5 protein-coding genes are annotated in these 4,553 nt (G+C 67.0%); 1 reads left to right on the top strand and 4 read right to left on the bottom strand.

Going from position 1 to position 4,553, the window contains the following annotated elements; all coding sequences use genetic code 11:
- Positions 1-5 precede the first annotated feature (5 nt).
- Genes mnmA through cysE form a run of 4 tightly spaced genes read right to left on the bottom strand, consistent with a single transcriptional unit; the run spans position 6 to position 3,260 of the window.
- The gene (gene mnmA, locus ACP5E6_RS02010) at positions 6-1,043 is read right to left on the bottom strand and encodes a tRNA 2-thiouridine(34) synthase MnmA (protein ID WP_427950967.1); all 1,038 of its coding nucleotides are present in this window, start codon (positions 1,041-1,043) and stop codon (positions 6-8) included.
- Between the two features lie 16 nt (positions 1,044-1,059).
- The gene (locus ACP5E6_RS02005; protein ID WP_427950965.1) at positions 1,060-1,392 is read right to left on the bottom strand and encodes a ferredoxin family 2Fe-2S iron-sulfur cluster binding protein; all 333 of its coding nucleotides are present in this window, start codon (positions 1,390-1,392) and stop codon (positions 1,060-1,062) included.
- A gap of 10 nt (positions 1,393-1,402) precedes the next feature.
- Complete coding sequence (locus tag ACP5E6_RS02000; RefSeq protein ID WP_427950962.1) at positions 1,403-2,575, bottom strand: cysteine desulfurase family protein; 1,173 nt, start codon at positions 2,573-2,575, stop codon at positions 1,403-1,405.
- Positions 2,550-3,260 (bottom strand): serine O-acetyltransferase, encoded by a 711-nt coding sequence (gene cysE / locus ACP5E6_RS01995; RefSeq protein WP_427951119.1) that lies wholly within the window; start codon positions 3,258-3,260, stop codon positions 2,550-2,552. The genes ACP5E6_RS02000 and cysE overlap by 26 nt, the downstream gene beginning before the upstream one ends.
- 533 nt (positions 3,261-3,793) lie before the next feature.
- Between cysE and ACP5E6_RS01990 the strand changes: the two genes are divergently transcribed.
- A complete protein-coding gene (locus ACP5E6_RS01990; protein ID WP_427950960.1) occupies positions 3,794-4,459 on the top strand; it encodes an alpha/beta hydrolase in 666 nt (221 codons plus the stop codon).
- Positions 4,460-4,553 lie beyond the last annotated feature (94 nt).

Below are 4,553 nucleotides of genomic sequence, written 5' to 3'. Positions count from 1 at the left end.
GACGATCAGATGATGAACCCGCCGCCCAGAACGCGGGTGCCCTGATAAATCACGCAGGCCTGGCCCGGCGCCGCCAGCACCGGATCATCGAGCATCACAAGCCCCTGCCCGGCATCGATCGTCGCGTGATGCGCCACCTCGCGCGCGCGCAGCTTGACCCTCGCGCGGAACGGCGCTGCCGGCGGGTCGATCAGCCAGTTCGGCTCGCCGAACCGCACCACGCGCGACCCCGCCTCCCGCTTCCCGACCACGATGCGCCGGCGCCCCGCCTCGATCCGCGTCACCACAAGCCCCGATGCCGCGCCGAGCCGCTTGCCCTGCCCCACCGTATAGCGCGCGATGCCCTGATGCTGGCCGAGCACGGTGCCCGCGTCATCGACAATGTCACCCACAGCACCCGCATCCGGGCGGATCGCGGCGACGATGTCGGCATACGAACCGCTCGGCACGAAACAAATATCCTGGCTGTCCGGCTTGTCCGCCACCTGAAGCCCCATGCGCGCGGCCTCGGCGCGCACCACATTCTTGTCCGCCATGGCGCCAAGCGGAAACCGGGCGAATTCGAGCTGATCGCGCGTGGTCGCGAATAAAAACCACGATTGATCCCGCGCCGCATCGGCGGCGGCATGCAACTCCGCGCCCGCCTGGCCTTCCTCGCGCCGCACATAATGCCCGGTCGCCAGCGCCTCGGCACCCAGATCGCGCGCCAGGGTCAGCAGATCGCCGAATTTCAGATGCTGGTTGCAGCGCACGCAAGGCACCGGGGTGCGCCCCTCGGCATAGGAATCCGCGAAATCACCGATCACCGCCTTGCGGAACGCCGCCTCGGCATCGATCACGTAATGCGCGATGCCGAGCCGGTCCGCCACGGCGCGGGCATCGTGAATATCCTGCCCGGCGCAGCACGCCCCCTTGCGCCCCGTGGCCGCGCCATGGTCATAGAGCTGCAGCGTGACCCCGATCACCTCATGCCCGGCCGCGTGCATCAGCCCGGCGACCACCGAACTGTCCACCCCGCCCGACATGGCGACCACGATCCGCATCGTCCCGCTCCCCGCGCTATCCGCCCTGGGCGTTGCGCACGCCGGACGGCAGGCGCACCACCAACCCGTCGAGCTCGGGCGTCATCACGATCTGGCAACCGAGCCGCGAGGTCTTTTCCAGGCCGAACGCCAGATCGAGCATATCCTCTTCATCCTCGGAGGCCACGCCAAGACGGTCATACCACGCCGGCTCGACAATGACATGACAGGTCGAGCAGGCGAGCGACCCTTCGCACGCGCCCTCGATATCGACGCCATGCTTATGGGCGATCTCGAGCACCGACAGCCCGACCGGCGCATCCACGGTGCGGCGCGTGCCGTCGCGTTCAATGAAAATCATGCTTGGCATCAAAAAACCCTCAAACCCGCGCCGCAACCACCACAGCCGGCGTCGCGCGTGAGTTAGAGGCCCCCTCACGGTTACGCAAGCCGCGCGCGGCAAGACGCCGATATGCGAGCAGAAACCGCGCCGGCGCATCATCCGGCGCATTCCACGGCAGCGAGACCCTGATCGCGCAGCCCGCCAGATCGTCCAGCCCCATCGCGTCAAGCACATGGCTGCGCGCGACCTTGCCCGAGGAACAGGCCGCGCCGGCGGAAACCCTGATCCGGTCGAGGTCGAGCGCGATCACCTGGGTCTCGGCGGCAAACCCCGGCAGGGCCAGACAGACCGTATTGGTCAACCGCGCCGCCGCCGCCGCCACCTCGACCGCGCCGCACGCGCGCGCGCCGGCGGCGATGGCATCGCGCAACCGGCCGAGCCGGATCGCCTCGTCCGGCGCCACCGCCTCGATCGCGGCGGCGAAACCGGCAATCGCCGGCAGATCGGGCGTGCCACCGCGCCGCCCGCGCTCCTGGCCGCCGCCACGGATCAACCCGACCAGCCGCGCCGCGGCGAGCGGCGTCATCGCAAGCGCGCCCACGCCCTTCGGCCCTCCCAGCTTATGCGCCGACAGCGCGACGCTGGCGGCGCCGCAGGCCAGATAATCCCCCGCAACCCGCCCGGCCGCCTGCACCGCATCGACATGCAGCATCGCCCCGCGCGCCGCACAGATCCGCCCCACCGCCTCGATCGGGGCGATCACCCCGGTTTCATTATTGGCGGCCATCACGCACACCAGCGCGTCCGGCCGCGCCGCCAGCGCGGCATCGAGCCACGCAAGATCCACCAGCCCCAGCGCATCGACCGGGATTTTCAGCGCCTCGGGGGCGGCGGCGCGCACCGCGTCATGCTCGGTCGCGCCGATCAGCACCGCTCGTCCGGCGCCGAACCCGTGTATTGCCAGCGCGTTCGCCTCGGTCGCGCCCGAACAGAACACCAAATCCTGCGCCCGCGCGCCGCAATGCGCCGCAACAACATCGCGCGCCGCCTCCAGGCATCGCCGCGCCGCGCGCCCGTCGGCATGGACCGAAGCCGGATTGCCGGTCAGATCCAGCGCCGCGATCAGCGCCGCCCGCGCCTGCGGACGCAGCGGTTCGGTGGCGTTCGCATCCAGATAGAGCGGCTCAGCGTCGCTCGATGGACTGGTCAACATTCGCCTCCCGTGCCGGCGCCGGCGGAGCCGCGGCGGTCGCGACGCGGGCGATCCGCCGCTCCAGATCGTTCATCTCCGAGCGCAGCAGATCGATCTCATGTAGCAACGGATCGAGGCAAGGGTCGGACGGCGTGCCATAAGGGTCGAAATGCGGCTTCGCCGGCCGCACCATGGTACCGCGCTCGACCGGCCGGGCCGGAATCCCGACCACCGTGGTATTGGCTGGCACTTCGGCGACCACAACGGCATTGGCGCCGACCCGCGCATTGTCCCCGATCAGGATATGGCCCAGAATCTTGGCACCGGCGCCGATGATCACGCCATTGCCCAGAGTCGGATGCCGCTTGCCATGATCGCTCGACGTGCCGCCCAGCGTGACCTGATGATAGAGATACACATCATCGCCCAGCTCCGCGGTCTCGCCGATCACCACCCCCATGCCATGGTCGATGATGCACCGCCGCCCGATCGTCGCCCCGGGATGGATCTCGATTCCCGTGACAAATCGACTGAAATGCGAGACGAGTCGCCCCAGCAGATACGCCCGCCCCCGCCACAACCGATGCGCCAGCCGGTGCAGAACGATCGCGTGCAAACCCGGATAGCACAGCAGCACCTCCAGATCCGACCGCGCCGCCGGATCACGCTGGCGATAGGCCCGCACGGTTTCCCGTAAAAACATCCGGCTCACGCGACATTTCCGTAGGAAAACACAGGAGTATCCGGTATAACCACTTCTCTCACCCTATACGAAGCGACGATGATACGACGACGATGACAAAGCCGGGATGGACAAAACAAACACCGATAAAACAAACCCTGATAAAACAAACACTGGCTGAACAAACATTGGCAAGACAAACTTTGGCAAAGCAACGATACGAGAGTTTTCCCGGGAACCACAACCACCCCGGCCACGGTCCCGGTGAGGGGTATCCCGTCCACCGTGCCGCTGAAACAGACCGTCCACGATGGGGAGAGTAGGTATGCAGACCAGGACGTTCAATAATGCGAAACCAATGACTACATAGGCAGGACTTATTCATGAAAACCTGGCCCGCCTGATCTGAGCTTCGCCCCGGCATGACGCTCCCCGCAACCCTTGACCGGTGCCGGGGGCAACGCCGGCATCTCGTTTCAGCGGGCCGCCAGGACGAAACCCAGTGCGGCAGCGTGCGCTTCCGCTCAAACGGCTATGAAAGAACTGATAGAACGATGCCCGAAGTAACATTCGCCGGCCCGGACGGCCGCCTCGAAGGACGCTACCACCACGCGAAGGAACGCGGCGCCCCGCTCGCCCTCGTGCTGCATCCGCACCCGCTGCACGGCGGCACCATGAACAACCGCATCACCTACACGATGTATCAGGTGTTCCAGCGCCTCGGTTTCTCGGTGATGCGCTTCAATTTCCGTGGCGTCGGCCGCAGCCAGGGCAGCTACGACGGCGGCATGGGCGAAATCAACGACGCCGCCGCCGCCCTCGACTGGATGCAGGCGCTCAACCCCGGCCACCAGGGGTTGTGGATCGCCGGCTATTCCTTCGGCGCCTTCGTCGGCATGCAATTACTGATGCGCAGACCCGAGGTTTCCGGCTGGATCAGCGTCGGCACCCCCGCCGCGCATTACGATTTCGGCTTCCTCGCCCCCTGCCCCTGTGGCGGGCTGATGATCCATGGCGACGCCGATGAGCTGGTCCCCGAAGCCTCCGTCCGCAAACTGGTCGACAAGCTCAACACCCAGAAAGGCGTCTCCGTCGACTACCGCGTCATGATCGGCGCCGACCACGTCTTCGCCCACCACGCCGAAGCCATCGGCGAGGCCATGGAATCCTACGTCAGCAGCGACATCGCCCGCCGCCAGATGGCGCTCGCGGCGGACTGAGCCACCCCACCACCATCGCGTAAAAAAAAGGGCCAGGGACGGCAGTCCCTGGCCCAAACCTTATCCGGCCCACCCAAACGAAGGTGAGCCGGTC

It is taken from the genome of Acidiphilium sp. (genome assembly GCF_049977125.1).
Taxonomy (GTDB): Bacteria; Pseudomonadota; Alphaproteobacteria; order Acetobacterales; family Acetobacteraceae; genus Acidiphilium.
Note: the sequence above shows the minus strand (reverse complement) of the source record. Positions and strands in the feature narration are given on the sequence as shown.

What these genes read in the sequence shown, in the direction of transcription:
- mnmA (WP_427950967.1), bottom strand. Translation starts at nt 1,043, where the DNA reads ATGCGGATCGTGGTCGCCATGTCGGGCGGGGTGGACAGTTCGGTGGTC.
- ACP5E6_RS02005 (WP_427950965.1), bottom strand. Translation starts at nt 1,392, where the DNA reads ATGCCAAGCATGATTTTCATTGAACGCGACGGCACGCGCCGCACCGTG.
- cysE (WP_427951119.1), bottom strand. Translation starts at nt 3,260, where the DNA reads ATGTTTTTACGGGAAACCGTGCGGGCCTATCGCCAGCGTGATCCGGCG.
- ACP5E6_RS01990 (WP_427950960.1), top strand. Translation starts at nt 3,794, where the DNA reads ATGCCCGAAGTAACATTCGCCGGCCCGGACGGCCGCCTCGAAGGACGC.